1 protein-coding gene is annotated in these 485 nt (G+C 66.8%); it reads right to left on the bottom strand.

The annotated features are described in order from the left end of the window. Positions 1–485, bottom strand: a 485-nt coding sequence (locus KUG43_RS16800; protein ID WP_216910978.1) for an ELWxxDGT repeat protein, incomplete at both ends; no start/stop codon positions are given.

The following is a 485-nucleotide window of genomic DNA, read 5'->3' as shown; positions in this document are numbered from 1 at the left end:
ACCACCGGATCCCCCGTGCTGGCATCAATCGTGATCAGACGGTTGTTGGCCTGGTCCCGGAAGAACAGGCTGCCCTGCACCGCCGTGAACTGGTCGAAGAACGCCCCGGGATTGCTGGCGGCCTCCCCGGGCACCACCACCACCTCCGGGATGCCCGTGGTCGGATCCACCCGCCACAGCCGCACACCCACCACCCCATCGCTGGCGGTGAAGTACAGCGTGCCGGCCACATCGATCAGGTTGGACGGCGAGCTACTGCCCGTGCGGCCATTCACGTCCTCGACCAGGACCGTGCCGGCGGTGGTGCCATCGCTGGTCCACACCTCACGCCCACGGATGCCGTCGTCGGCCGTGAAATACAGCTGACCATCGAAGGCGAACAACTGATTCGGCGACGAGCTGCCGCTGCCGGCGTTGATGTCCTTCACCAGCACCGGGTTGCCGCTGCCGTCCAGCTTCCACAGCTCCACGCCCACGCCACTCGT

The sequence above is a fragment of the Synechococcus sp. CCY 0621 genome, from assembly GCF_019038465.1.
Taxonomy (GTDB): domain Bacteria; phylum Cyanobacteriota; class Cyanobacteriia; order PCC-6307; family Cyanobiaceae; genus Cyanobium.
Note: the sequence above shows the minus strand (reverse complement) of the source record. Positions and strands in the feature narration are given on the sequence as shown.